Source organism: Muricoccus vinaceus, from assembly GCF_042433125.1.
Lineage (GTDB): Bacteria > Pseudomonadota > Alphaproteobacteria > Acetobacterales > Acetobacteraceae > Roseomonas > Roseomonas vinacea.
Genome location: NZ_JBHLVZ010000041.1, coordinates 78,144 through 103,422, shown reverse-complemented (window position 1 = coordinate 103,422; position 25,279 = coordinate 78,144). Strand labels below are relative to the sequence as shown.

The 25,279-nt window shown below is 64.9% G+C and carries 21 protein-coding genes; 13 read left to right on the top strand and 8 right to left on the bottom strand.

The window, feature by feature from the left end:
• Positions 1 to 144 precede the first annotated feature (144 nt).
• Both ACFFIC_RS15240 and ACFFIC_RS15235 read right to left on the bottom strand, forming a co-directional pair.
• Entirely contained in the window at positions 145 to 1,236 is a 1,092-nt protein-coding gene (locus tag ACFFIC_RS15240) for a Bug family tripartite tricarboxylate transporter substrate binding protein (protein WP_377051801.1), read from the bottom strand.
• Positions 1,237 to 1,275: 39 nt separating this feature from the next.
• Positions 1,276 to 1,902, bottom strand: a complete 627-nt coding sequence (locus ACFFIC_RS15235; protein WP_377051799.1) for a 2-hydroxychromene-2-carboxylate isomerase — start codon at positions 1,900 to 1,902, stop codon at positions 1,276 to 1,278.
• Between the two features lie 589 nt (positions 1,903 to 2,491).
• On the opposite strand from ACFFIC_RS15235, the gene ACFFIC_RS15230 reads away from it, so the two are divergent.
• Entirely contained in the window at positions 2,492 to 3,463 is a 972-nt protein-coding gene (locus tag ACFFIC_RS15230) for a Bug family tripartite tricarboxylate transporter substrate binding protein (RefSeq protein WP_377051797.1), read from the top strand.
• Positions 3,464 to 3,467: 4 nt separating this feature from the next.
• Positions 3,468 to 4,613, top strand: coding sequence for a mandelate racemase/muconate lactonizing enzyme family protein (locus tag ACFFIC_RS15225; protein WP_377051795.1), 1,146 nt, complete (start codon positions 3,468 to 3,470; stop codon positions 4,611 to 4,613).
• A gap of 384 nt (positions 4,614 to 4,997) precedes the next feature.
• On the opposite strand, the gene ACFFIC_RS15220 is transcribed toward ACFFIC_RS15225, so the two are convergent.
• The gene (locus ACFFIC_RS15220; RefSeq protein ID WP_377051793.1) at positions 4,998 to 7,790 is read right to left on the bottom strand and encodes a UvrD-helicase domain-containing protein; all 2,793 of its coding nucleotides are present in this window, start codon (positions 7,788 to 7,790) and stop codon (positions 4,998 to 5,000) included.
• Between the two features lie 259 nt (positions 7,791 to 8,049).
• Between ACFFIC_RS15220 and ACFFIC_RS15215 the strand changes: the two genes are divergently transcribed.
• The 6 genes from ACFFIC_RS15215 (at position 8,050) to ACFFIC_RS15190 (ending at position 15,454) form a co-directional block, all read left to right on the top strand.
• Entirely contained in the window at positions 8,050 to 9,069 is a 1,020-nt protein-coding gene (locus tag ACFFIC_RS15215; protein WP_377051791.1) for an HNH endonuclease, read from the top strand.
• Positions 9,062 to 9,709: a class I SAM-dependent methyltransferase gene (locus tag ACFFIC_RS15210; protein ID WP_377051789.1), complete on the top strand. Its 648-nt coding sequence runs from the start codon at positions 9,062 to 9,064 to the stop codon at positions 9,707 to 9,709. The genes ACFFIC_RS15215 and ACFFIC_RS15210 overlap by 8 nt, the downstream gene beginning before the upstream one ends.
• A gap of 34 nt (positions 9,710 to 9,743) precedes the next feature.
• Complete coding sequence (locus ACFFIC_RS15205) at positions 9,744 to 12,161, top strand: hypothetical protein (RefSeq protein WP_377051787.1); 2,418 nt, start codon at positions 9,744 to 9,746, stop codon at positions 12,159 to 12,161.
• Between the two features lie 3 nt (positions 12,162 to 12,164).
• A complete protein-coding gene (locus tag ACFFIC_RS15200; protein ID WP_377051785.1) occupies positions 12,165 to 13,688 on the top strand; it encodes a hypothetical protein in 1,524 nt (507 codons plus the stop codon).
• A gap of 88 nt (positions 13,689 to 13,776) precedes the next feature.
• The gene (locus ACFFIC_RS15195; protein ID WP_377051783.1) at positions 13,777 to 14,916 is read left to right on the top strand and encodes a GTPase; all 1,140 of its coding nucleotides are present in this window, start codon (positions 13,777 to 13,779) and stop codon (positions 14,914 to 14,916) included.
• A 289-nt stretch (positions 14,917 to 15,205) separates the two neighbouring features.
• On the top strand, positions 15,206 to 15,454 hold the full coding sequence (locus tag ACFFIC_RS15190) for a recombinase family protein (RefSeq protein WP_377051781.1): 249 nt from the start codon (positions 15,206 to 15,208) through the stop codon (positions 15,452 to 15,454).
• Between the two features lie 414 nt (positions 15,455 to 15,868).
• On the opposite strand, the gene ACFFIC_RS15185 is transcribed toward ACFFIC_RS15190, so the two are convergent.
• Together ACFFIC_RS15185 and ACFFIC_RS15180 are read right to left on the bottom strand one after the other, a co-directional pair.
• A complete protein-coding gene (locus ACFFIC_RS15185) occupies positions 15,869 to 17,101 on the bottom strand; it encodes an alpha/beta fold hydrolase (protein ID WP_377051779.1) in 1,233 nt (410 codons plus the stop codon).
• Between the two features lie 250 nt (positions 17,102 to 17,351).
• Positions 17,352 to 17,612, bottom strand: a complete 261-nt coding sequence (locus ACFFIC_RS15180; RefSeq protein WP_377051776.1) for a terminase TerL endonuclease subunit — start codon at positions 17,610 to 17,612, stop codon at positions 17,352 to 17,354.
• A gap of 141 nt (positions 17,613 to 17,753) precedes the next feature.
• On the opposite strand from ACFFIC_RS15180, the gene ACFFIC_RS15175 reads away from it, so the two are divergent.
• Both ACFFIC_RS15175 and ACFFIC_RS15170 read left to right on the top strand, forming a co-directional pair.
• A complete protein-coding gene (locus tag ACFFIC_RS15175; protein WP_377051774.1) occupies positions 17,754 to 18,506 on the top strand; it encodes a DUF3489 domain-containing protein in 753 nt (250 codons plus the stop codon).
• A complete protein-coding gene (locus ACFFIC_RS15170; RefSeq protein ID WP_377051772.1) occupies positions 18,506 to 19,210 on the top strand; it encodes a recombinase family protein in 705 nt (234 codons plus the stop codon). Before ACFFIC_RS15175 ends, ACFFIC_RS15170 begins: the two co-directional genes overlap by 1 nt.
• Positions 19,211 to 19,363: 153 nt before the next feature.
• On the opposite strand, the gene ACFFIC_RS15165 is transcribed toward ACFFIC_RS15170, so the two are convergent.
• Both ACFFIC_RS15165 and dapA read right to left on the bottom strand, forming a co-directional pair.
• Positions 19,364 to 19,975 (bottom strand): glutathione S-transferase family protein, encoded by a 612-nt coding sequence (locus ACFFIC_RS15165; RefSeq protein ID WP_377051770.1) that lies wholly within the window; start codon positions 19,973 to 19,975, stop codon positions 19,364 to 19,366.
• Complete coding sequence (gene dapA / locus ACFFIC_RS15160; RefSeq protein WP_377051768.1) at positions 19,972 to 20,910, bottom strand: 4-hydroxy-tetrahydrodipicolinate synthase; 939 nt, start codon at positions 20,908 to 20,910, stop codon at positions 19,972 to 19,974. Before dapA ends, ACFFIC_RS15165 begins: the two co-directional genes overlap by 4 nt.
• 349 nt (positions 20,911 to 21,259) lie before the next feature.
• Here dapA and ACFFIC_RS15155 point away from each other — a divergent pair, with 349 nt between their 5' ends.
• A complete protein-coding gene (locus ACFFIC_RS15155) occupies positions 21,260 to 21,583 on the top strand; it encodes a recombinase family protein (RefSeq protein WP_377051766.1) in 324 nt (107 codons plus the stop codon).
• Positions 21,584 to 22,036: 453 nt separating this feature from the next.
• Here the strand turns inward: ACFFIC_RS15155 and ACFFIC_RS15150 are convergent, their stop codons facing one another.
• On the bottom strand, positions 22,037 to 22,957 hold the full coding sequence (locus tag ACFFIC_RS15150) for a LysR family transcriptional regulator (protein WP_377051764.1): 921 nt from the start codon (positions 22,955 to 22,957) through the stop codon (positions 22,037 to 22,039).
• A 114-nt stretch (positions 22,958 to 23,071) separates the two neighbouring features.
• Here ACFFIC_RS15150 and ACFFIC_RS15145 point away from each other — a divergent pair, with 114 nt between their 5' ends.
• Positions 23,072 to 24,061 carry a Bug family tripartite tricarboxylate transporter substrate binding protein gene (locus tag ACFFIC_RS15145; RefSeq protein WP_377051762.1) on the top strand — a complete coding sequence of 330 codons (990 nt, stop codon included), beginning with the start codon at positions 23,072 to 23,074 and terminating at the stop codon, positions 24,059 to 24,061.
• Complete coding sequence (locus tag ACFFIC_RS15140; RefSeq protein ID WP_377051760.1) at positions 24,058 to 25,266, top strand: CaiB/BaiF CoA transferase family protein; 1,209 nt, start codon at positions 24,058 to 24,060, stop codon at positions 25,264 to 25,266. Before ACFFIC_RS15145 ends, ACFFIC_RS15140 begins: the two co-directional genes overlap by 4 nt.
• Positions 25,267 to 25,279 lie beyond the last annotated feature (13 nt).

Genomic DNA, 25,279 nt, shown 5'->3' with positions numbered 1-25,279 from the left:
TGGAAGCGGGCAAGCGCCGCCTGGCCGGGGACACGGCCCGGGCGGCCACGACGGACGAGGTCAGGACCTCCGTCAGGAGGCCCGCACCCTCAAGGAGGTCGTGGCGGAGAGACCAGCCAGGGGTTTCAACAGAGCATCTCTCGCCTAATCCAAGCGGGCACCGGAGATCCGCACCACCTCCCGCCATGTCGGCCGCTCGCGTTCGACACGGGCGAGAACGTCGGAAGGGGTGCTCCAGACGCACTTGGCCCCGGCACGCAGGAACCGCTCCTGCACGGCCGCGTCCTGACCGATCTCGCGCATCGTTGCCGCCGCCCGTTCGATGATCGGGGCAGGGACGCCGGCAGGGAAGGCCATGGCGCACCAGCTCGTCACCACGAAGTCAGGCACGCCGCCCTCCGCCATGATCGGGACCTCGGGCAGGGTCGGCCAGCGCTCCGCACCGGTGATCACGAAAGCCTTCATGCGGCCTTCCTGGATCACAGGGACATAGCTCGCGAGATTGTCCATCGCGCAGGTCAGATCGCCCGACAGCATTGCGGGGATAATCTGCGCCGCGCCCCGGAAGGGCACGTGGGTGCCTTCGAGCCCGAGGCGGCTTGTGAACAGAGCCCCGCTGAGATGGGCGGTGGTGCCGACGCCAGGCGAACCGTAACTGATGCCCCCGGGACGTGCTTTCGCCCAGGCGACGAACTCCTGGAAGTTGTTGGCCGGGTTGTGCTGGGCCGAGACGACCAGGACGTTCGGCAATTCCCAATGCATGGAGATCGGCTGGAAGTCGCGCTGCGGGTTGTAAGGGAGATTACCGTAGAGAAACTGGTTGATGTGCCAGGCACCAAGCGTCAGCGGCGCCATGCTGTAGCCATCCGCTGCGGCCTTGGCCAAGGCATCCGCGCCGATGTTGCCGCCTGCGCCGGGCCGGTTCTCCAGCACGAAGGTCTGGCCAAGCCTCTGCTGCATCTGCTCGCAAAGGAGCCGGCAGAGCACGTCGGTCGACCCACCGGGTGGCCAAGGAACGATGACGCGAACTGGGCGGTTCGGCCAAGTCTGCTGTGCTGCGGCAGGAAGCGCGAAGGGTGCGGCGAAGGCCGCAGTCAGCGTCGAGCGACGAGTCGTTCGCATCGGTTTCCTCCCAAGTATTTCGGAAACGATACGCAAACTGACTGTGCGGGGCCACAATCCTTTTGCCGGTAGGGCATCCGGCGCGGCGCGGCACTGCCGCCTTGTCGGACGCATGTCTTTACACTCCCTAACTGACCGAAAAAGGCGGTCCGGTCAGATGCGGCGTTCAGGGGCAAGCAGGCGGCCGTGCTTGAACCACATCACGGCGTCATCGAGGCGATCGCTCCCCCAGAAGAGATCCTGATCAACAGCGAATGTCGGAGCCCCGAAGACACCAAGGGACCGCGCTTGATCCGTGTTTTCCTGCAGCGCCCGGCCAAACTCCTCGGCCTCTGCGCGAGCCACCACGTGCTCCGGATCTTGCCCACACTCACGCAGGCTGGTGGAAAGGTTCAGCTCGCTCCCCGGCTCAAGTCCTTCCGTGAACCAGAGCCGATAGGTGGCCTGTAAGTACGCAATGCCCCACCCCTCCTCCAAGCCGAGAAGGGCGACACGGTTGCCAGTGTCCGAGGCCTTGATCGGATGGGGCACGGGCACCTTGGCGGGCAGCCCGTACATCTCGGCACGGCGGCTGATGTCACGCCACATGTAGGCGTACTTCTCGGGCTTGCCCCTGAGGAAGCGGTTGTCCATCTCGCGCAGGATCCGGCCAACATCGAAGGGCCGCCAACGGAAGGGAACCTGGGTGCTGTGTTCGATTTCCGGCACTCGCATGACGGCGAAGTAGGTGTAGGTGCTCGCCACGGAGAACCAGAAATCAATCCGCCGTTCTGAGGCCATTTCCGCTGCTCCCCAAGCCGGGGCAAAGCCTCGCCTGCTGTATTCTTCAAGGCAAGGAGAAGTGCCGGAGCATTGCGACGAGCATGGGCGCGGGTGGGTCAGACGAAGCGAGTAGCGCGACGTGCGAGGACGTGAAGGCTTAGGTGTGAAGCGCGTGTTTATACGGCAGCAGCAATCGCCTGGGCGACAGCATTACCAGGTCCGGACGGGAGCGCCGATCAAAGATGTAATGATTACAAGGCGCTGAACCTTGTAGACTAAATCGCCCAAGTCTCAAGCTTCGGAGACAACGGCCTCTCCGGAGAGAGAAAACGCCGCTCGTTCCGCACTCGAAGCATCAGGCTAGATGCGGAAAATGCAGCCAGAACACACGGAGAAACGCGATTCCAACTCACCAGAGAAAAGTTGTCTCGTGGAAAGTTGGAGCAGGGAGAGGAACTGGGCGCAAACATTCTCTGGCAGGAGGAATCGCCGCTTCACCGCCAGCAGCTTCTTTGTTGGCCCATCCAGCCGCCTTTACCGGCTCTGAAAGCAGAGGTATTCGGAACAAAACAATTGGTAGGAGGGGAAGGGAACAATGACCGCGCGCATGAGACGGCGCACCGCCGGATTGCTCGGGGCTGCCGCCCTCCTCCGGACTACCCCCCTCGCAGCGCAAGCTTGGCCGGCCCGCCCGGTCCGGATCGTCGTCCCCTTCGCTCCCGGAGGCGGATCAGATGTGCTGGCGCGCATCGTAGGCCAGCGCGTCTCGCCGAGCTGGGGCCAGCCGGTCGTGGTGGATAACCGCCCCGGTGCCGGAGGTATCCTTGGGGCTGACCTTGTCGCTAAGGCGCCGGCGGATGGTTACACCCTCCTCGTCTCGGACTCCTCGGCCGTCACGATGAATCCGTCCCTCTACGCGCGCTTGCCTTACGCCGCGAGGGACCTGACGCCGGTGGTCCACCTAGCCACCTTCTCGCTCGTGATCATGGTTCCGCCGAACTCGCCCATCCGTTCCCTCGCGGACCTCGTCGCCGCGGATAAGGCACGGCCAGGCAGCCTCAACGTTGGCACGGCGGGCAACGGCACCAGCCCTCACCTCGTGCTGGAGATGTTCAATAATCTCGCCGGCACGAAGCTAGTGCACGTGCCCTATCGCGGCGGCGGCCCCGCCAACACCGCCTTCCTTACCGGCGAGCTCGACGCCCTCTTCAACGGCCTCAGTGCGAACACCGCCCCTATCATCACCACTGGCCGTGGACGCGCTATCGCCGTAACCACCCCCAACCGCATTGCTGCTCTGCCCGACGTGCCGACCATGGCTGAAGCCGGCTTCCCCGGGTTCGAGGCGGTTAGTACCCAGACCCTCTTTGCCCCCGCCGGCGTGCCGCTCGACCTAATGAACCGCCTGAACGCCGATGTGTCCTCGATTCTTGAGGAGCCGGAGGTCGTCGATCTTTGGGCGAAGTCCGCCTATCTCCCCGTCCGCCGCGAATCGCCCGGGCAGATCGCCGCTTGGCTCGCCTCAGAGACCGACAAATGGGCGCGTGTGGTCCGGGAAGCCCGGATCAGCCTGGACTAGCACCATGAAGATCACCGACGTCCGGATCACCGACACCTTCTACGTCCCGGCCCGGCCGCAGCAGGACGCGATTAGCCGCCTGCCGGGAACTGCCCTGGTCAACTTCTGCCAAGTCTTCACCGATGGCGGGCATATCGGCCTCGTCCCTGCCCCAGGCGGCAAGCTCACCCGCGTGCTGATCGAGGAGATGCTGAAGCCCGTGCTCGTCGGGGAGGACCCGATGGACCACGAGCGCCTCTGGCAGAAGATGTACTGGAACCTGATCAGCCAGGGCCGCCGCGGTGCTCCGATGATCGCCATCGGCATTCTCGACTGTGCGATCTGGGACCTGAAGGGCCGCATCACTGGCCAGCCGTTGCACAAGCTGCTCGGCGCCTATCGGGACCGCGTGCCCTCCTACGGCAGCGGTATCAACATGAACCTCTCCGACGAAGAGCTGGTGACGCAGATGCGCGGCTTCGTGGACGCCGGCTTTCCAATGGTGAAGATGAAGATCGGCCACCGTGACCCGCGCCGCGATGTCGAGCGCATCCGCCTCGTGCGCGAGGCGATTGGCCCCGATGCGGACCTCTGCGTCGACGCCAACAACGCCTGGAGCGTCGGCACCGCCATCGAGTTGGCCCGCCTGATCGAGCCCTTCGACATATACTGGCTGGAGGAGCCGGTGCTCGCCGACGAGATCGACGGTCTCGCCGCGCTCGCTCGCGCCACGCGCATCCCGATCGCGGCCGGCGAGAACCACTACGGCAAGTGGGAGTTCCGGGAGCTGATCGGGAAGGGCGCCGTTGGCGTGGTGCAGGCCGACGTGGTGAAGTGCGGCGGCGTGACGGAGTTCCTGAAGATCGCCGCCATGGCCGATGCCTATGGCCTGCCCGTCTGCCCCCACTTTAGCCCATTCACGGACGTGGCCTGCATCGCCGCCATCCCCAACGGCGTATTCCACGAGCACGCGGAGGACCTCGTCGCACCCGTTGCCCTGCTCGTCGAAGAACACCCCGAGCCGAGCGACGGCACGATCGCGCCGCTGGACCGCCCCGGCTTTGGACTGACCTTGCGGCCCGACGCAGCTGCTCGTTTTGGCACTCCGCCGCCGGAGGGCGTTCCCCGGCGCACGACCGAGCGCGCGTGGCGCTGGCCGCCTTACGCCTGACCCTCCGACTGCTAAGCGTGCGGGCAAGTAGACATGGCACGTGTCTCGACCGGCGTGTTTCGTCTGCCCAACCAGCATCGGCACCTCCTCAGCTTTTCGTGGACGGAGCACCGCCGGGAGACAGGAAGCCCGATACCGCGCGCTACGTTGCTAGCATGTGCAACCTCTACAATGCCCGGACCAATCAGCGCGCAATCCATGACGGTACAAGCGCAGCACGCGACCTACTGGGCACCTACCAGCCGCTGCCGGGCATCTACCCCACCTATCCCGCCCCAATCTTCCGCACGGCCGCCGACGGCGTGCGCGAGCTGGCGGCAGCCTGGTGCGGTAACCCCGGCCCGGCTATCGCACCGACTGGATGTAGGAGGGACCGGCAGTGGCTTATGCTCGCCCTGCGCGCTTTTGGAACAAACTTTGGGTGTGCCTGCGCCGCTTGGGTTTGAATCTGCAAGCAGGATAGTTCGAGCAGGACTGGAATTCACCGTAAGGACCCGTTCGCACGACGAGGATGCCTTGCTTGCAAGAGGGGCAGCGTTCCTCCCGGATAGCCCCCCCGTCGGTGTCGGTGATCGCCACCACGCCGTCTTCTTCCATCTCCCGGAGGAAGCTAGAGCACTGCCCCCGGACAGTGAACATTGCTACGCTGCGCCGAGCTCGCGTAAGCGCTACGTAGAATAACCGGCGCTCCTCCCCTTGGGGGAAGTCATTCCCGGCTGGCATCGCCAACGCCAGCACAGGGTCGTCAGCGCGGGTGTTGGGGAAGCTGCGCCCACGAAGCACACTGAGCATCTCCGGCAAGATGACGTAGTCGGCCTCGCTGCCCTTGGAGCGGTGGATGGAGAGGAATGATACATTCACCCAACGCTCAAAACGGAATTTGCGGGCTGGCACATATTGCCGGTCGGCGTTGTAGCGACCGAGTACATAAACCGAAACCTTCCCGTCGCGTGCAGGCGGGATGATCCCATCTTGAACCGCTTGGGCCAACTTCATAACGAATTGGTCGATTGCGTCGGCCAGCTTGTCCTTGCTGTCCACCTGGAATGCTTGGAGCACCGGTCCCATAGCGAGGGTAGCCGATCGCACTCGTTTCCTGATCTGGTTCGGGTTTTTGGAAATAAACTGGCTGGAGACGTCGCACAGCGCCTGGGGGCAGCGGAACGTCTGCTCCAGCTTGAGAAGCTGCCCGTGTCCGAACCAATCCTGAAAGCCCGTCATTACCGACACGTCCGCGCCGGCGAATCTGTTAATGGACTGCCAGTCGTCACCCACGGCAAACAAAAACCTTCCGGGCTTTTGGACCAGCGCTCGGCACAAGCGGGCACGAGCTCGGGAAGCGTCCTGAAATTCGTCGGCCATGATTAGTTCGTAGGGCGCCTCGTAACGGCCACTCTCCAGGTGCTCGGCTGCCAGATTGAGCATGTCCTCGAAGTCGATGCTGCCCTCTGCCGCCAAGGCTGCGTCCCAGGCTTCTAGGATGGGCGCGGCGATGTCCAGGAACATCCGATGGCGGTGCTTGAAGGTATCCTCGCTCATGGCGTCCAAACGCTGGCGCAACAAGGGAATAGTCAAACAGTTGCTCTTAGCGTGGCTAATGAACGTGCGCACCAGCCCCGTCAGTTCCTCGGCCTCCAAAGGCTTCTGGCCACTCAGGGGGATCTCGCGACTGGGATTAGGGTCCAGCACCACGCCGCGCTCGGTCAGCTCGGCTTCCATTCGTTTGAAATCGATGCCCTTACGAATGCCGTGCGAGGTGGTCTCAAACAGCGCTGTTCCTCTGCCACGATGCAGTTGGCGCTTCCATTCTACCCCTTCGACGTAGTCCTTGAAGTGGGCTGGCGCCTCGCCCTGCGCATTAAGCGCGAAATGCTCGTGATAAAGATCGATGTCGGGATAATAAAAATCAGGCTTGTATTGGCGATGATCCTCATCGGCAGTCTTTGTTTCATAAGGTTGCTCGTAAACGTAGTTTACACCGTTCAGGAATAACCAGTTGGCGATCATCACCTCTTCCAGGCTGCGGACCGATTCTCCATTGGATGTGCGCCGGCGTCCATTGCCCTGTTCGTCCCAAACGTCCGATGTGCCCGGCGACCCAAAGGCCGGCAGGTCGCGTCCAAATACGAACCGGAAAAGATCCCACTGGGTTCGAAAGTTTGCGGAGCGGTCCTTTAGCTGGTCAACTATTTCAGTGAGCTTACGGAAACCGCCGGCGGCGTCAGTGGCCCAATCCGGAATATCCGCTTTCTCCCCCGTGGCCTTGCCGATGATCTGGAGCCCCAATGCGTGGAAGGTGGACGCTTTAACTGAGATGCCTTGGATGCCCAGCCGATCGAAGGATTTCACCGCGCGGTCTTCAAGTTCTTTGGCCGCCTGTTTGTTAAATGCAAGCAAGACAATGCGCTCCGGCGCTACAAAGCCCCGGTGGATCGCGTAGGCGGCTTTGGCCACCATTGTGGACGTCTTGCCCGAACCGGCCGCAGCCACCACTTGGACCCGGTTGTCGAAACAAATGACGGCCCGCGCTTGCTCGTCAGTCAGCGGCTTACTCTCTACCCGATCGAACAATTCTTTGCAGGCTTTCAACTCTTGTTCGCTGTGGGCAGTGTTGAGTAAATTCCAGAAACGCCGATGGTCGGCTTCGTACTCGGTCAAGGAGCGCTCTAGGGCGCTAGCCTCCTGGCCCAGCCGGGCTTTCACACCGGGTTTCTCTAGCCGCAGACGGATGGCTTTGGCATCGATCGTTGGACGAGCCGCCTCCACGGCCGCCTGCATCTCGTGGGTGAACCAGCGCCTCTCGGCTGCCGCGGCCCGCTCCTGCGCGGTTTTATGTTCCAACCAGCGACGGATTGACCCAAGAGATCCCTGAAGAAATGCCGTGTTCTCTCGGAGGCGCTTGTCGGTGAGCGCGGCTTCCAGCGCCTGAGTCAGGGCGAGCCCTCGAGCGTTGGGCAGCCCATCGACCTTCGTTCTATGTGCTTGGGCCGGGTGAAGAGTAATGTCGGTCCAGAAAACGCCTCGGTTGAGTCTATAGGAAGCCTCATCCTCGACGTTGATCCGGTGAACGCGGCCGTTCACTTCCAGTGAAAGTTCACAGTCTTGCAAGCGCAGATGCCAGTCTGGCGATCCTGTTAGATTCCGTCCCCACACGGACGGGACCCATTCCGTTGCCATTCCTCTTCCTACTTTTTCCCTGGAGACCGGATTTAAGTTCAGCCGACAAGCTAATTATCCTGGCATGTGCAAGCGATGGCAATCCGAACGGCTGCCGGAGAGTCGGCGCGACCCGCAGCGGGCGTTACTTGTCCTAGCCACAGATGACGAAGCCGAGGTGGTCATATGCCCCAGGGCTCGACTGCCGCCTGCTAACGTAGCACCCCGCCCGCTGCTATGATGATACGCTGAAGGCAACCGCATTGAACCGGACCGCCGCGTGACCAATTTCCTCGCCCAAGCTCCTACGTTTGATGCCAACTGGCGCGCGGTAGTTCTTTTCGGCCGCAACGTAGCGTCCTACAAATTCGCCCTTGCCAAGACCTTGCTTGAAATTGCTGCACGCGACGACGAGCGAGTGCCCTTGGAGGAGCTTGCTGCACCCTTCGCCCGGCACCTGTGCGAGCACCTGAGGCTGGTCGACAAGCAGACCACCTCGCCATCAAGCAAGTTCCTTGACGCCTGCCGCACCTTTAACCGGGGCGAACTCTCTGAGGACGCGCTAATTGGCACCACAGCCCGGCTGGGCTTCAACAACGTCCTCGACGCCTTCCACGTCGTCGGCGGCGGTCCCGTCCCTATGCGCTTCTTTGAGGACGAGCGAAATGGAGGTCGGGGCGGGGGTGCTATCCGCCTCACAGACAACCTCCGAAATCTTACGATATCGTTACAAGGTGGAGGTCTCGCTGACGAGGCTGAGGCTCGCTGGCGCTTGGTAGAGACGGCCTGGTACTTGGATCTTCCACGGGCAGGCATCGCGGTCCAGGCGGACGCAGCCCAGGACCTCCTCTACCTCCCAGCCGATCACCGCATCCGGCGTACGAGCCTGACCCGGGTTCGCGGTGCCCTGAACGGGTATCAGCGCGGCCGCTGCTTCTACTGCCGGAATGAGGTGCCGCTGGCGGCCACCGAAGTGGACCACTTCTTTCCATGGGTGCTCAAGGAGCGGGGCGAGATGCGGGATGCGGACAACGTCTGGAACCTCGTGCTCGCGTGCCGCACCTGTAACCGGGGCGAGCGAGGCAAGTTCGCGGCCGTACCCTCCGATCGGCTCGTCGCCCGCCTGCATGAACGCAACAACTGGCTCGTGGACAGCCACCATCCGCTTCGTGAAACGATCATGCTGCAGACGGGCGTCGACAGGGAGGCAAGGGCTTCCTTCCTCCGCTTGCGGCAGAGGATCGCGCTTGATGCTCTGGTCCATAAGTGGCAGCCAGCCGAGGTGGGCAAGGATGACTGACCCGGCGGAAGATACGGTCACCTTCTACGATCGCAACGCCGCGACTTTCGCCGCCCAGACTGCCCACCTCGATATGTCGCTCTTCTACGAGCGGTTCCTTCGGCATGTGCCTGTAGGCGGGCGGATCCTCGACGCGGGATGCGGCGTCGGGCGGGACGCGCTGGCTTTTGCAGGGCGGGGCTACTCAGTGGTTGCCTTTGACGCCTCCGCCGAGATGGTACGCTTGGCGCGGGAGCGAGTAGCGGGGAGGTTGGAGGTCCTCCAGATGCGGTTCGAGGACGTGACCTGGCATAAAGAGTTCGATGGCATCTGGGCCTGCGCATCCCTTCTGCACATCCCGGCTGAGGAATTCCCTGGGATCGCCGCGCGCCTTGCAGGCGCCCTCCGTCCCAGCGGCGCCTGGTACATGTCATTCAAGCTGGGCGAAGGTGAACGTCGGTTGGACGGACGCCTGTTCGTGGACCATACAGAGATGACGCTGCTTGCGGCTATGAAGGGGTTCCGGATCGAGGTCGCCGAAGCTTGGACGTCCGCCGACGTCCGCGCGAGGCGGGCCGGGGAAGCTTGGCTTAACGTGGTAGCAGTGAAGCCGTGGGTTGGACTCAGCAAAGATATCTCGACGCAGAACACGAATATATAGTACGATATAGCATCAAAATGGTGGTCCTGACTGGATGAGTCCTTTTTCCCCGCTTGACCTCCTCCAGGCCCATCCGTGGCAGCGCGTCTCCTTCACCACCTACGCGCTTAGCTTATCCTTCTTCGAATCCGTGGTGCTCGACGGTCTTATCCGCAACGGTGCTCGGGAGGCTCTGGTGTTGGCTGACGTTGAGGGCGTCCGGAGCGCGCTCTCGGAGCTCGGAGCGCGCCGGGTAGGCCGGGATTATGAGGTCGAGCCGGTCGCCATTGAAGGCGGACGCGTGTTCCACCCCAAGCTCATCGTCCTCGCGTCCGATACCGAAACCCACCTCGTAGTCGGCTCCGGCAATCTCACCTTCGGTGGCTGGGGCGGCAATCTAGAGGCGTTTGATCATCTGCACGCAGGGTTTGCTGCGGATGCCATGGACGACACTGCAAGCTTCTTTGAAGCACTGGCCGACACGCGCCGAGTTCGGCACGACGCCCAAGCAGGCTGCTTGCGCGTTGCCGAGGATTTAAGGCGCGCCGCAGCCCCTGGCGCTCGGCCAGGGCGCGTGCGGCTTCTGCACAGCCTTGAGCGCCCGATCCTGGAACAGCTCTCAGAGTTAGCCGACGAGTTGGGCGGCGCCGAACGTCTTGCCGTCGCCTCGCCTTTCTGGGACGGCGGCGTCGCACTGGACCGACTCTGCCGCAGGCTCGGCCTCAGCAGAGCCTACGTCCACGCCCATCGTGGCGGTGTGGTCGAGGGGACGGCCGGCTCGAACTGGCCTCGCGCCGCGAACGTCAAAGTCGAGCCCGTGTGCGTCGAAGTACTCGATGCGGTGGACCCCTCTGACAAGGCCCGCCTCCTGCACGCAAAGCTATTTGAGGTGGTGTGCCGTAAGGGCCGCCTCGTACTTTCCGGGAGCGCCAACGCCACCACGGCGGCGCTCGGTGGAGGAGGCAACGTCGAGGCCTGTGTCGTGCGCATTCAGCGCGAGGCCACTGTTGGATGGAACTGGCAGCCAGCCGAGCCCCTCACGGAGCGACCGGCCGAGGACGACAATGGAGCCGATCTCGAGGCAAAAGGCGGCGTCCTGCGTGCTGTTCTGAATGGTGACGAGGTCACCGGGCGGGTGATGCTCGGGAGCTTGACCGGGCCAGCCGACGCATTCGCTGTTTCTGCGGAGGGCCGTCGCGCGCTCGGCACGACTGTGGTGCGGGCGGGTGGCTCCTTCTCTTTGCACTCCCCAGGCCTGGAGCTGGAGGGGTGGAAGGGCACGCGCTTGGTACTGCGTCTCGAAGTGGGCGGAGCCGCAGCGGAAGGCTTTGTATCCTTCGCAGCCTTTGCCGAGATAGTCCGCCGCGCCGGCCCCATCGCCTCCAGGCTCTTCGCCATGCTGGCTGGGACCGAAGTGCCCGCCGACGTGGCTGCCGTAATGAGCTGGGCCGTTGAGAACCCGAATCGCCTCAGCCGCGGCGCGCCGGCAGCTGGTACAGGTGGCGGTGGGAGTGAAGCCGACCCGGGAGGAACGGCCCGCATCGCGGGGCTGCTCGACGGCCCCGCCGCGCCAACGGGCCCAGTCACGATTGGAGGGGGAGGGACGTCTGGCTGGAAGCGCTTCCTGGAGGGCCTGTTCGCCGTGCTGCGGGAGTGTCGAGGACCGCTGCCTGGGGCGGCGGATGGTCACGCCAGCGATGAGGACGAGGACGATGGCGACACCGAGACGGGGGCGCAGGTTGCGTCCGGACGGCGGCAGCTACCGAAAGCGGACGCGGAGGCCGCCAAAGCACTGGATAACTTCGAGCGCCTTTTCGTATTGCTCGTAGAGGGCACCCTTATCCACCGTGACTACGCGACGGCCTTCGAGCTGACCCAGTATGTGTGCGACCGCCTGCGACCCGACGCCGTGACCGCTCAGCGTTATCTGCATCGCTTAGTTGTGGCCTTCACCGAAGGCAATGTGCCCGAGGCCTTCAAGCAGGCCGCCGCCGCCACCGCGCTCGTCGCCCTCGTGCTAGAACCCGACACCGATGACGCGCTCAAGCGGGCGCGTTTCAGAGTGCTGAGGATCGGTCTCAATCCGAATGGTTCAGCACCCGACGTCTCCTCTGTCGAGAGGTTCCGAGCCTTGCTGGCGCCGAACGCCGATCTCCTATCCTCGTGGAGCAGGTTGGGTACCGTTATCACCATGCCCGAGCAAATTCGGGCTTATTTGGCCGACATGAGGCTGGGGCGTGCATCCGGCTGCTACCCAGACTTGAAGGCCGAAGATCGGGAGTGGCCTCTGCTGGAGCGCGCGATCGCTAATGAGGCAGACCGCCGTAAGGTTCTGACTGTCGCTAGGGGAGCAGACTTCTGCCCAAAGCACGGCAGGGTCCTGCCACGAAACGAGGCTCAGAGGCTCAGGCAGCGGAGCGTGGCACGCGCTCTCGATTGCTGCGGGAGCGTGCTCCTCTGTGAGGAAATCTGAAGGATGCCGGAACTGAGTTTGGCTGAGCTCACTCAGGCGGCGGCAGATGCCATGGAGCCACGCTTCGTGGCAACGCGGCCGCCCAAGATCGGCGGCGTTGATCCCCTGGGGCTAAGGCAGATCAACTTCGGCTTGATGGACCAAGTCCTCCCTGGCATCAATAATGTTGGTCGTCACGTGCGGCCGTATGTGGTGACGACCTGGGCTTGGCGTCGGGCTGCGGTCTGCGCGCGGCAGGCAGGCCGAAGCACCGTGCCAGTGGATGAGCTAAAGGACTTCGTAGACCGGGTGGAAGTGCTCTACGCTTGGTCTCACTTCTTGCACGAGGGCGGAGCGGACCTGCCGGGGCGCGATGTCCTCAACAGTCTCCTACGAAAGGCGACCTACCGCTTCGGCGGCACCGAGTGGCGCGACCGCCGGAAGGCCCGCGCGCAGTCAACGGCGTTCACCGCCGCTATCACCTATGGTCCCGCCATGAGGACCCTCGGCTGGCTCGAACCCGACCCTGACCTATCGGGTGCCATGCGCGCGAGCCCGGCTCCAGCAGTGCAAGCCGCCTTGGATGCTTTTGAGGCACAAATCATAGACCGCCTCACGCACTCCGCCTTCTCCGTGCTTGGCGTAGTCGACGCCTCAACGGAGGAGGTTCGCGCCTGGAGGGACGGTTGGGCCCTCGATGCACCAACTGCCGCCGAGCGTCGCGCCATGGCCCTCGCGCTCGCAGGTCCCTCCGCCTCTCGAGAGCGCAGCGCAGGCGTTTCGCTAATGGTTGCGGCCGCGGCCACGGCCGCAGGGCCCGACTTGAAGCTCCTCCGCCGCACCATGTGCGGCTCCCCCACCAACTTCCTGCCGGAAGGTGATGTGGAGCAGGCGTGGACCGCTTGGAGGCGAATGCAGGTGCGGCAGGCATTCCGCCTCGCGCTTGAGGCGCTGTTCCATTGGATGACTGGCGTCCTTGAAGGTGGACCCCGCTCCAGCACCGGGCTAGTCCGCGTCTTTTTGTCGCAGGTTCCCGACAGAGAGGGAGCAGTCAGTGCCGGAGCTTGGCTGGCCAACACCGAGCTGCGCACGCCCACTGATGCCATGGACGCGATCGACGCTACCATGGCTGCACCCGGCGAGGCTGGTTTGGCTGCTGCGATCGCCAATGCTCTCGCGTTCTGCATCAGAGAAGCGCCACTGGAGCCAGAAGCGTTCGAGCGTGCGGACCGACTTCCGCTGGCGCGCGCACGGCGTGAGGCCTTGGTCCGGACGGACGAGCCAGCCGCCGCATTCCTGCAACATGTCTTTGAATCGTGGATACTGGCCCAGCACGTCTACTGGTCAGTCGGCCGCGGCCTCGCCGACGCACGCGCTCGGGGCAAGACGCTTCTCCGGCTTAGGATCGTCCTCGAGGAGGCAGGCTGGACGCTCACCCCTGGGGTTGGTCGTGGCGCGCCGCCCATCGCGACGCCAGACCGCCTACGCACGGCGGTTAGCCTAGCGCGAGAGAGTGGGCTCATGGGCATACCGGCAGATGGAACGTAAGCGGGCAGGTGCGGGTTTTCTTGTGCCAAATGGTGGAACTTGAAAGCAGTACATGCCATTATGAATACGCAACGTATGAGCTGCGCTGATGCAAAAACAACCACTCTTTGAAGCTTCTGCGGCCGCACCCTCTCTCGATTGGGAGCGGCTCACAGCAATCCTAAACGATGCCTTGAAGGAGCAGAGGGCGAAACTCGGAAAGATCAACATCATCGTTGCGGGCCGGACTGGCACCGGTAAATCGACCCTTATCAATGCGGTTTTTGGGGAGCATTTCGCAAAGACTGCAATGGGACGGCCGGTAACGCAGCATGCAACGTGGTACGAGCGTGAGAACCATCCGCTTCGTATCCTCGATACAAAGGGACTCGAAACTTCTGAGTATGTCGAGACCTGGAAAGCCCTTAAAGACGAGATTGCCAAGGGGCGCAGCAGTGCTGATCCGCGTCAGCACATTCACATCGGATGGGTCTGTGTGCAGGAGCCGGCGCTACGCTTTGAGGACGCGGAGCAGAAGCTGGTAGAAGCCCTCAAGAACGAGGGTATACCCACTGCCGTAGTCCTCACGAAGCATGGCATGTTTCCTGAATTTAAAGATGAGATCGAGAAGCTTGCCCGAATGGCGGATGCCATTGTGCCAGTGCGGGCGCTGCCCATGGGCGGCTTTCGGGATACCGCCGGCCTACCAGAGCTCGTACAGACCACCTTTCGCCTACTTCCTGAGGCAGTGCGAAGCGCCTTCGTGGCCGCCCAGGACGTAGACTTCGACCTGAAGACCGCCGACGCTCGGAAGATCATAGTTGGCGCGGCGACCACGGCAGGTGCCGCTGCTGCGATACCACTACCCTTCTCAGATGCCATCACAATCGTACCTATCCAAGTAGGAATGATCGTTGGTGTATCCCTTCGCTTCGGAATTGAGGGTACTACCGATGCACTTGTTCCGCTCGCATCGAGTATAATCGGTTGCGTGGCAGCGACAGCTGCCGGGCGCCTCATTGTCGGTCAGCTTCTCAAGCTCGTGCCAGGCGGAAGTTTTCTGAATGCTGGGGTAGCCGCCACCCTCACGTCCGGCCTTGGCGAAGCTTACCTCGCCTTTCTGCTCGGATTCCGACGGAGCGCAGGGCGGCTACCTTCCGTGGGTGAAATAGTAAGCGGATTTGGAGACTTCTGGAAAAACTGGGATAGGAAGGGCGATGATCCGAGTTACAGCACTCAGGCTGCCTGAATAGCGAGGTTCATCGCAATTGGGACGCTTGAAGCAAGCCGGGCGCCAGCGCACCTGCGTCGTTGCCCGGTAATACTCCGGTTCGTATCAGCCGCGGACAAGACAGCGTCTACCGCATCGCGACTAGGGAGCAGGGCTGATAACGGTACCTCGTCTCTCCTCGATCCAGCCCCGCTACGCGGTGGCGCTATACCGTGTGTCCACAGCCGAGCAGGGGCACTCAGGCCTCGCGCTGGAGGCTCAGCAGGCCAGCGTCGGCGACTTGGTCGAGCGCGAGGGCTAGACGCTGGTGGCCGAGCACCAGGACATTGCCTCAGGTAAGGACGATCGCAGGCAGGAGTTCCAGGCAGCGCTGGCCCGTTGTCGGCAGCTCGGGGCGGTGCTGGTCGCCGCGCGTCTCGATCGACTCGCCCGGCGGGCGCACTCGTTGTCGGGCTTGCTGGAGGAGGGCATCTCGATCCGCGCCGCCGACATGCCGGGCGCGGACGACCTGATGATGCGAGTCTTTGCGGCCATGGGGGGAAGGAGTGGGAGCTGATCTCGGAGCGCACGCGGGCGGCGCTGGCGCATGCACGGGCGCGTGGGGAGGTGTTGGGCGCGGCCAGGAGGCATCCGCCGGCTGCCGGGCCGGACGCGGCTGCGGCCGCCCCGGCGCGGCGGGACGCGGCGGAACATGGGGCGCACCGCCTCGCCCTGCAGGTGGAGCGCCTCATGGCTAAAGGCGTGCTGGGCCAAGCGGCGCTGGTTGGGGCACTACACGTGTGCGGCGCGCCGACGCCGACCGGCCTCGGAGCGCGGACGCACACGGCGGACCCGAGAGTGATGGCAAGAGCGACCGCATAAACGTGCGCATGGCTCCGGCCGAGAGCGGGGGCATCACGGCTTATGCAGCCTGGAGATTTTGCTCCAGGCTGCGACTGCTACTCGCCGGAAAGGGACAAGTTCAACGAACTTAACCCGGGCAGCGGTCCGCTCGAGTCCAGTGCCGTGGAAAGCTCGGGCCACCGAAGCCCCGACGCCCATCCGCAATGCGCTGGAGCAAGCTCTGGACCTCCGCCGTGATGACTGTCACGCCGCGGGGCGAGGAGTTGCCGCTGTGGCCAAGAATATCGTCGATGTCCACGATCTTGGCGTTCGGCGCGTTGGCCGCAAGCTCCATCACGCCGCCTGCACCGGGCGTGTGCAACTGGTCGAAGCAGTTCGGGATTAGGAGCAGGCGCGCCTTGATGGCGCGCGCTGCGGCACGCAAGTCGCCGTTGAAGGGTGGCGCCGCCGCGATGTCATGGTTCACAATCGCCCAGGTGCGGTACACCCAATCACGTGCCTGCGTTGTGTTGCCGAGCTGTTCGGAGCTTGTTGCGACGAAGCGGTCCACCGCGGCACGGTCGCTATACATTTCGGAAAAGGACTCAGGAGAGAAACCGAAGGCGTTCTGGATATTGATGCCGACACCGGTGCCGCGACGCGGCGGGTCGTCAGCAGGATAGTCTCCGTCGCGCCACTTCGGGTCCAGCATGATGGCTTGGCGCGCAAGTTCCCAGATGAAGGCCGTTTGCGAGCTGGCATGAGCCATTGGAACAACCGGTATCACAGCGTCCATGAAGTCGGGGTAGCTCACCGCCCACTGCAGCGCACCGTTCCCGCCCATCGAAATTCCGGTCACAGCGACTAGGTGCCGAATAGTCAGGCACTCCGTGATCAGGCGGTACTCAGCCTGCACCATGTCGCGGATCGTGAAACGCGGGAAGCTCATGTTCATCCCCGACCGGGTCGGAGAGGTGGTAGCATTTGGATCGACGGAGGCGACGCCGAGTGTATCGGGCTGGATAACGAAATACTTCGTTGTGTCGAGCGCGCGACCGGGCCCTGCCAGGAAGCTTTGCGCGTCGCGGTTGCCTCGCAGGCCATGAATCGAGAGAATCGCATTGCTACGCTCAGCGTTTAGGGTGCCATGCGTGATGTAGGTCATCCGGGCGTTCGGGATCATCGCGCCGCTTTCAAAGCGCAGGTCGCCAAGCTCGCAGGTCTGCACAGATGATGTCTGGGCTACCGCCTGAGAAATGCCTGAGGCCGCCGTCAAGGCCAGGGCTAGACCGAGTACCGCGTGTCGAATGTTCAGGCGGTGGCGCTCGCGCGGTGGCAGTCGGTCCGGTCCGCGCGAAGGCAAAGGATCAAATCCGGTCATGGGTTTCCTCTTTCAGGCCTCTGTGTCGGGCCCCTGCACGAGCTAATATTCGAAAGGCTTAAAGTGCAAGCTCAGGTTCCTGCCGCACGTGCCGCGTGACGTCCTGGTCATGTCTTGTGCAGGATGGACTGCACCAGGGCAGGACTGGAGTTTGCCCTGGGGAGGTGTAGAGGGCTGCCCGGTGCGCTCGCTGTTCACCACGATCAACGGTCCATGGCTGGTGACGAACAGGCTGCCGCGATGCTGGGGTTCACAGGAACAGCGGATCGGCTAAGAAGGCATGCATGTCGATACTGCCACCCTCGCCGCTGATAGGGCGTTTAAGCGCCATGATGACGGCTACCACCGCGTCAATCCTCTGCTCTGGGCGTGCCTTGCGCGGGTAGACGTTGCCGCGAGCGTCGAGGTGTCCCACCACGTTGTTGATGCACCATTCCAGCGCCGGGTTGCCGTCGTGCCGGAGCCGGCCCGCCTGCATGGCCGCGCCGAGCTCCTGGTGGAGACGCGCCACTAAGGCGCTTGCTTACTTCGCAAGTCAGAGCGAATGGTCAGCCGCGGGTTGCTTGCTTCCCTCCCGTGCACCCTGACCGGCTCTCGTCAGGGCTCTGGGTCGTAGGACCCGACTGACCGGGTCCGATGCAGGGACCTGACGATGACGAAGCCGCTCTCCCCCACCCAGGCGATTATCCTCACCGCCGCTGCCCAGCACCCGGCACGGCTGGCCGAGGCGCCTCGGAACCTGCCAGCCGCTGCTCGAAATGCGGTGCTCCAGAGCATGCTGAGGGCCGGGTTTCTGGAGGAAGTGTCTAATCCGGAGGGTGGCCCTGCAATGGTGCTGCGGATCACTCCGGCTGGACTCAAGGCGGTCGGAGCGCCGGTCACGGTGAAGACGGGTCAAAGGGTTACTGCGGACGCGCAGGAGGGCGGGGAAGGGCAGTCGGACTCCGTCGCCGCGCCGAATGGCCAGGAGGCGCCTATCGACCCTCCTGCCGCGCAACTGAGCCACACCTCGCTCCGTGCGGCCGCCACGACCCTGCTGGTGGCCTGGGACGCAGGCGTGGAGCGCTCGGCCCTGCCAGGTGCCATGGAGGCGCTCAGGGCGGCCCTGAGCCGCGGTGGCGGAGCTCGTCGGCCTCGGGACACCTCCGCCCCACGCCGCCCGCGAGAGGGCACCAAGCAGCAGGCTGTCCTGGCCCTTCTCCGCCACCCTGAGGGCACGACCATCGCCCAGGTCATGGAGGCGACCGGTTGGGCGCAGCACACCGTCCGTGGCTTCCTGGCGGGGCTGAAGAAGAGGGGACACGCGGTCGAGGTGCTGGAGCGGGTGCGACAGGTCGGGGCCGGGTCTCAGGGTGCGAAGGGCAGCTACAGCGTCTACCGCATCGCCGCTGGGGAGCAGGGCTGATGGCCGCCCCGCGTCGCTCCCCTACTCAGCCCCGCTATGCGGTGGCGTTGTACCGGGTCTCCACCGCCGAACAGGGGCACAGCGGCCTCGGGCTAGAGGCTCAGCAGGCCAGCGTCCGGGCGTTCGTCGAGCGCGAGGGCTGGACCTTGGTCGCCGAGTACCAGGACATTGCCTCGGGCAAGGACGATCGCAGACCAGGGTTCCAGGCGGCGCTGACCCGCTGCCGGCAGCTCGGGGCGGTGCTGGTCGCCGCCCGGCTCGATCGGATCACCCGGCGCGCCCACACCCTCTCTGGGTTGCTGGAAGAGGGATTGTCTATCCGCGCTGCGGACATGCCCGGTGCGGACGATCTGATGATGCGGGTCTATGCCGCCATGGCGCAGAAGGAGCGGGAACTCATCTCGGAGCGGACCCGGGTGGCGCTAGCCGCTGCGCGGGCCCGTGGGGCGGTGCTGGGTGGGAACAGAGGGTGGAGGCCGCCCACTCCGCCATGCGCAGTAGCAGCAGCCCAGGCCCGGCAGGAGGAGGCAATCCGCACGGCGCACCGGCTTGCTTTGGAAGTGGAAGCCATCCGGGTCGAAGGGGTCACCACGCACCTGGGGCTTGCGCGTGCGCTGACGAGGAGAGGGGTGCCGACCCCGCAAGGCAGGGCGGTATGGACCCACACGACTGTAGCGCGGGTCATCGCGCGGTTAGGAGTATAGCTGCAGATCGGCCCTGTCCGCCCTGAGCGGATCGCGTCGATATGTCCGGGTCTGGCCGCGAGCGAAATGGCAGTTTTCCGGCGCCAGTTGCGGGAAAGCTCCTCTCGGCGAAGGAGCCGTGCCCGGCGGCATGCGGCTCCCCCTCCCGGCACTTCAGCAGTCCGACACCGGTGCTGCGAGCATGGACGGGCGGCGGCGGAAAGCGTCGTACCAGGAAGCCAGGCGCGGCCTCCCTCGACGGAAGTCATTGCCAACAGCGCGGAACTCGATCCAGCCGAGCGCAGTCGCCAGCGCGATCTGCCCGATCTCGACGGGCTCATCCGGCAGCACCGCCTCCCCTTCGAGCAGGGCATAGGCCTGGTCGAGCTTGCGCAGGTGCGCCTGCTCCCAATCCGACCACCGCAGCGCGGGTGGCCGGTTCCGCTCGCGGCGGATCGCGATCGCCGCGTCGCACAGCCCATCCGCGAGGGCGTGCCTCCGCAGGGATCGCCACCTCTCCTCCCCGGCCGGAGGAAACAGCGTCGCACCCTCGGCCAGACTGTCGAAGTACTCGCAGATCACGACCGAGTCGAAGAGGTCAGGCCCGCCCTCCCGCAGCAGCACGGGCACCTTGCCGAGAGGGTTAACCCGGTTGACTTCGGGGCTGGACCGGATGGGGCTGGTCTCGACCGAAACGACTTTCAGCTTCTGGCCCAGCCCGAGCTCGTGCGCGCAGACTAGCGACTTCCGCGCATAAGGGGAGGAGGCGAGGTAAAGGAGCCTCACGCCCGTGCTCCGTCCAGGCCCGACGCCCGGAGCCGCTCCACTTCCTGGTCGATCCGGTCGGCGAGCCCGTCGCTCACCGGCACCATCGGCAACCGTACCTCCGGACTACCGATCAGCCCGGCGCGCCAGAGCCAGTGCTTGATCGGCGCGGGGCTCGGCTCGGCAAAGAGGAGCCGCGGCAGGTCGCAGATGGCATGCCACGCGGCCAGTGCCCGGGCAGCCTCACCATCGCGCAGCAGGCGGTGCACGGCCACGAAGACGCCGATCCCGACATGTGCGGAAGCGGTGATGCCGCCATCGGCGCCGCCGGCCAGCATGGTATGGAACAGGGCGTCCTCTCCGGTTAGCACGGAGAAGCCAGCCGGCTTGCGGCGGAGCAGGTCGAGCGACTGCGCCATGTCGGCCGAGCAATCCTTCACGCCGACGATGTTCGGGTGCGCCGCAAGTTCCAGCATTGCCGTATTGCCGAGGTTCACGCCCGTTCGGTAGGGGATGTTGTAGATCATGATCGGCCGTGCCGCGCCCTCCGCAAGGGCGGAGAAGTGCCGGACCATCCCCTCCTGGGAGGGGCGCGTGTAGTAGGGGCAGGCGATCAAGTAGCCGTCGATCGGCCAAGCTGCGCTGTGCTCCAGCGCCTTCATCAGCTTGCGCGTGTCGCTGCCGGAGAGGCCCAGGAACACGGGCAGGCGCCGCCCGGCCGCGGTCAGTTCCTCCGCGGTGAGGGCGACGAGGCGCTCCACCTCCTCCTTGTCGAGGGTCAGGCCCTCGCCTGTCGTGGCAGCGAGGATCAGCCCGTCGATCGCCTCGGCAGCATAATGCCGCACCAGTCTTCGCACGGACGCTTCGTCCAGCACGCCATCGCGGAATGGCGTGATGAGCGGTAGCCAGAGGCCGCCCGGTGCCGGGCTAATGGGGCTGCGGTGGTTCGCTTGCATAATGGTCCGTCTCCTCCTGTGCCGGAGACGGGACCTGAAGGTGACCCCGTCCAACCGGCGGGGTCCAACCTGATCCTCTGGCGCTGTGCTTTTACTAAGCGCGACGATCCAGGGTGCCCCTTGCGGGGCACTTCTTCGACGGCACGGGCTTGGCGCAGCGGTGGATCACGCGTTGATCGTTCCAGCGACGAAGGAGGCCGTCAAGGTGTCATTGAATCGTCGACGACACGGGAGGACGAGATTGCTGGTCTGCTCTGAGTGTCTCGTCCGCTTCGGAGAAGGTGTTCTCAGACGTCCGACCGCTGCGACGGGCGCGAAGCGGACCTGAGGCGCAGAGGCGTGGATGGGATTGAGCTCGCGACCCTACCACACCGCCGACATGCCTGGTGCGGACGACCTGATGATGCGGGTCTACGCAGCCATGGGGCAGAAGGAGAGGGAGGTGATCTCGGAGCGAATGAAGGCGGCGCTGGCGGCGGCACGGGCCCGCGGGGCGGTGCTGGGCGGGGACCGGGAATGGTGGCCACCCAGGCCGCCCTGTGCATCGGCTGCAGCCCAGTCTCGGCGGGAGCAGGCCACCCGCACGGCACACCAGCTCGGCTTGGAGCTGGGAGCGCTCCGCGCTCAAGGTATCATCACACGCCGGGGGATCGCGCGGGCGCTGACGGATTGAGGGGTGCCGACGCCGCGGGGTAGGGCGGTGTGGACCCACACCACGGTAGCGCGAATCCTTGGCCGACTGGGCACTAGCTGAACCAGCGGAGATGCTGCTCCTCAGCATCCAAGGCCTGACTTCCGGACAGCGAGATTCGGCCGATTGCGGCCATCCTGCTTCGGAGATGGCCGTGCGGAAAGGCGGACATCGACGGTCTGACCTGTAACCGCTGCGGCCCCGTACAAAGCCCGTCCTCATGTTCGGCACCACAGTCTCTTAGGGCAGTCGGGCAGCCGGCGCTTCTGCTCGGCACTGGAGCGGCATCAGTGATTGCGGCGGGTGACGACTTCGACGCGTGTCGAGTTTTTCGGAATGGGCGTAAACTTGGCGCCACGGGGCCACGCCCGCTGAGCAGCCAGGTTAGAGGGCACGCCAGCGGGCGCTTGGCCGCAGAGCGTCCTGAGGCTTGGTTTAATCCAAGTTCACTCGCGCCGAAGGTGGAGGGGACCGCTCGTGCGCCACATCCCGAACGAGCCGCATTACAGCCTGCACGGCGGAACTCGGTTGGCGGCGTTTGGTTGGGGCGAGCAAGATGTGCTGCACCAGATGCGGCTCGCGAAGCTTGGCAGCCTTCAAATTGCCTGCCCCCACCTGCTCCACGACGGCATGTTCCGGGAGCACGCTCCAGCCAACGCCCGCCGAGACTAGCCGGCGGATCGAGTTCACCGAGTCTAATTCGAACACCACTTTTGGCGCAAAGCCGATCCTTGCGCAGGCATCCTCCACAGAACGCCGGATGTTGTTCCCCGTCGCAGGCAGGATCAGGTCCCGGCCGTTCAGGCTCCTCAACGGCTCGCTCGTACCGAGCTGCGCATCAGGCGGGCCGATCAGCACCAGGGTGCTGGAAAGGAGATCCTCGGCAGCGGCACCCGTCCGCACGACACGAGCAGTGTTGAAGACACCAAGATCGACCTCTCCCGCGGCTAGCCATGCCTCCACCTGCACGCTGAAGCCCTCGCGTACCCTCAGGCGAATGTCGGGGAAAGAGGCTTGTATTCTCGGGACCAGCGTCGGGATCAGCGCTTCGGCGACCGAGGCCAGCATGCCGAGCAAGACTGGCCCCGAGGGTATGCGCCGTTCGGACGTGACCTCGGCGCGCATGCGCTCGGCTTCTGCGAGGATCGATCTGGCCCGGACCAAGGCCCGCTGCCCAGCCTCGGTCGGAACGACGCCCCGGCCCGTGCGGTGAAGCAGGGGCGCACCAAGAATTTGCTCCAGATCCGCCAGGTGGCGGGTGAGCGTGGGCTGAGAGACCCCGAGTGAGGCTCCGGCAGAGGATAGGCTTCCCGCCTCGACTATCCGGACGAAGCTCATCAGCCGTGCCAGATCCACTCGCGTACTCCTATCCGGAAGTCGAATATCTGAAACACTCTTCCATCCGGACCGGCGGCAACAGATGCTCCGGGGAAAAGTCGCCACGGCGGCAAAAGGAAGGAAACCGAAGCCATGGGACGACCTCCGCTCACTTTTGCCGCCCTGCTCTTCTTTGGCCTGCTTCTGGGATGCCCGATCCCAGCAGGAGCGCAGACCCCGAGCCCGCTATCCGACCGTCCCATCACCTTCATCGTGCCCTTCCCCCCCGGAGGCGCAACGGACGTGATTGCGCGCCTGATTGCCGGCCCTCTTGGCGAGGCGTTGGGGGCACCCGTAGTCGTGGAGAACCGTGCCGGAGCCGGCGGCAGCGTCGGTACCGCCGCAGTGGCCCGCGCAGCACCCGACGGCCGTACGCTCCTGATGGGCACGATCGCGACCCATGGCATTGGCCCGGCGATCTACTCCAACCTGCCCTACGACGCCGCCCGCGACTTCATCCCGGTCACGCAGGCGGCGTCCCAGGTCTACGCGCTGGTTGTGCCCCCCTCCGTTCCCGCGCGAAGCGTGCCCGAGCTTGTGGCGCTGGCGCGCCAGCGGCCAGGGACAGTCACCTACGCCTCGGCAGGCAACGGCACCGCCGCACACCTTTTCACCGAGCTTTTCCGGGATCAGGCCGGGATCACCCTCACTCACGTGCCCTACAGGGGGGCTGGGCCGCAGGTCACGGCGACGCTAGCCGGCGAGGTCTCGATGACCATGGACGTCGTGCTCACCACGCTGGGCCACATCCGCGACGGCGGCCTGCATGCCCTCGCCGTGTCCGGTACCAGCCGTTCGGCCGTGCTGCCCGAAGTGCCCACACTCGCCGAGGCCGGCCTGCCCGGCTACGATGCGGTCGGTTGGAACGGCGTGTTCGTGCCCGCAGGCACCTCGCCGGTCATCGTCACGAAGCTGGCGGATGGCATCCGTGCGGCTCTCGGTCGCCCAGGCGTGCGGGAACGTGTCGAGCAGCAGGGGGCCGAGATTATCGCTTCAACGCCACAGGACTTCGCGCGCTTCGTCACGTCGGAGCTGACCCGCTGGCGCGGCGTGGTGTCCCGCACAGGAGCCCGCGCAGAATGAGCGGACCGGCCGACCCTCCCCTCCGGGGCGTGCGGATCCTCGACATCTCCACCATCATCGCCGGACCCTGGTCCGCGACCCTGTTGGCCGACTTAGGGGCCGAGGTGCTGAAGGTCGAGCTGCCCGGGAAGGGCGATGCCCTGCGCGCCCTGCCTCCGTACAAGGACGGCGTGCCGCTTTGGTGGAAGGTGACGAACCGCAACAAGCGAGGCGTGACGATCGATCTGCGCACGGCCGAGGGCGCTGCCCTGCTCGACCGCCTGCTGCCCCGCTACGACGTGCTGGTGGAGAACTTTCGCCCGGGCACCCTGGACCGGTGGGGCCTGACGGCAGAGCGCCTTTTCGCCGCCAACCCGCGCCTCGTCGTCCTGCGCGTGACCGGCTTCGGGCAGACTGGCCCCTATCGGAACCGCCCCGGCTTCGCCCGGGTGTTCGAGGCCATGTCGGGCTTCGCGTCGATTTGCGGCGAGGCGGATGGCCCTCCGCTGCACGCCGGCTTTCCCATCGCGGATGCCGTAGGCGGGTTGTTCGGTGCCATGGGAATCCTCGCGGCCCTGCGGCGACGCGACGGCGACCCCCGGCTCGGCGGCCAGGAGATCGACCTTTCGATGCTGGAAGCGATGCTGCGGGTCCTGGACTTCCTCCCGGCGGAGTACGACCAACTCGGCAAGGTACGGGGACGGCACGGCAACACGAGCCAGCACGGTGCCCCGGGCAACGTGTACCGCACCCGCGACGATCGTTGGGTAAGCCTACCCGCCACAACCCAAACCGTGTTCGAGCGGCTCTGCGCCGCGATCGGTCGGCCTGAACTCCTCGCCGACCCGCGCTTCACCTCGAACCCCGAGCGGGTGCGGCACCGGGAGGCGCTCGACGCGATCGTGGCGGAGGCGCTCTCCGCGCGCGACCTTTCGGAATGGTCCGAGGCGATGGACGCGCACGCCGTCGCCTTCGCACCCATCTACGACATAGCCGACGTCTTCGCCGACCCGCATCTCGCCGCGCGGGAGGCGATCATCACCGTGCCGGACGAGCAGCTCGGGGCCTTGCGGATGCAGAATGTCGTGCCCCGCTTCCCTGATGCGCCCGGGGCCGTGCACCGCACAGGTCCTTCCATAGGCCAGCACAATGTCGAGGTGTTCAGCGGTGAGCTGGGATTATCAGAGAATGATCTGGTGCGGCTGCGCGACGCCGGTGTGATCTGAAAGGGGAAGGCAC